The sequence below is a fragment of the Escherichia sp. E3659 genome (assembly GCF_005781135.1).
Classification (GTDB): Bacteria; Pseudomonadota; Gammaproteobacteria; order Enterobacterales; family Enterobacteriaceae; genus Escherichia.
This window is the reverse complement of the sequence record NZ_VATQ01000072.1, coordinates 1-1,557: the sequence shown is the minus strand read 5'-3', so window position 1 is coordinate 1,557 and position 1,557 is coordinate 1. Positions and strand designations below refer to the sequence as shown.

Genomic DNA, 1,557 nt, shown 5'->3' with positions numbered 1-1,557 from the left:
GAAACTCTAAAAAACCTTAGTGATGTTTTTTTGACTATGTGTTAGCTCTTTATCAATAGGCCGCACTGGTGTTGGTGGCGTCAAAATCGCCGAGGCGTTCCCTGAAGGCCGGGGCAACCCACATGGATGTGGGCTGAGGGCGCGTTTTACAGGGATAATGAGATGGACGCTCCAGATTTTACGGTATCAAAGTACCAGACTGGATCGTTGCAATACGTCCTGAAAAATTAGGAGCGTCCACATGAAAGTATCAACTCTTGGTATCGACCTGGCAAAGAACGTTTTTCAGCTTCATGGTGTCGATCATGAAGGCCATACTATTTTGCGTAAAAAGCTCACCCGGGCTAAGTTTGTTCAGTTTGTGATTCAACTGGAACCTTGTCTGATTGGCATGGAAGCCTGCTCATCCAGTCATTATTTTGCGCGATTATTCACCCGCTATGGTCATGAGGTAAAACTCATACCTCCGCAGTATGTGAAGCCTTATGTGAAAACGAACAAGACGGATGCAGCAGATGCTGAAGCAATCTGCGAAGCGGTAACCCGTCCGAATATGCGTTTTGTTCAGATAAAAACCGAAGAGCAGCAGGCCGTTTTAGCGTTACACACTGAACGGGGAATACTTATCCGTGAGCGGATTGCCTGTGCCAATAGTTTAAGAGCCACACTTGCTGAGTTTGGTATTACGATTGCGGCCGGACAAAGCCATTTAACCCGTGAGCTGCCAGCCATTCTGGAGGATGGCGAAAATGGTTTATCTCCCTTTGTCAGAACCAGCATCTACAGACAGTCTAAACATATCCGGGAACTTGAAGAACAAGTTAAACAGGTAGAAGAAGCTCTGGCCTCCTGGTATAGAACGCAGGAAGCCTGCCAGAGAATGGCCAAAATCCCGGGGGTTGGCATGCTAACGGCCACTTATGTGGTAGCAGCAGTGGGTAATGCCCGACAATTCAGTACCGCAAAGCAGTTCGCTTCATGGCTGGGGCTGACACCAAAGGAACATTCCAGCGGCGGGAAACAGCAACTGGGAGGGATCAGCAAACGTGGAGATGGATATTTCCGATACCTGCTGGTTCACGGCGCACGCGCACTTACCGCCTGGGTCAACCGAAACGGCGCAGTTGAGGAGAATTCCTGGCTTCAGGGACTCCTGGAGCGGAAGCACTACAATGTAGCTGTTGTCGCCATGGCGGCAAAAACAGCGAGGATCATGTGGTCAATGTTGTCACACAATACTGAATATCAACCTCGGCAGCTCGCCTGACACAAGGTCAGTCAATCTGACGAGGTGCTGAAAAAAAGTTAACGTCCTGGTAGGTGCAGGTGACTTCAGAAGATGGCAAAACAGGTAAGACCGCAGGCAGGATACACCGAGAGGTAACAAGGGCAAGTTAGCCCGTAGAGGATGATTGGTACCTGCCTGGCGGATTTCATCATGGTTCGGGATAAAAATCCCATCAGAAACCGGATATATGGCTGCACCTACCCGTTTTATTACATAACTGAAGAAAGCATTGCATTCCGGGAGCGTCCATATATGTTACCTCGCGCCCG

General features: G+C 49.2%; 1 protein-coding gene. It reads left to right on the top strand.

All coding sequences use genetic code 11. The annotated features are described in order from the left end of the window. Window positions 1-241 precede the first annotated feature (241 nt). Window positions 242-1,267: an IS110 family transposase gene (locus FEK47_RS24955; RefSeq protein WP_000868863.1), complete on the top strand. Its 1,026-nt coding sequence runs from the start codon at window positions 242-244 to the stop codon at window positions 1,265-1,267. The last annotated feature ends 290 nt before the right edge of the window (window positions 1,268-1,557 follow it).

Bases quoted from the DNA above. Each gene is read 5' to 3' on its own strand.
- FEK47_RS24955 (WP_000868863.1), top strand. From the start codon at position 242: ATGAAAGTATCAACTCTTGGTATCGACCTGGCAAAGAACGTTTTTCAG.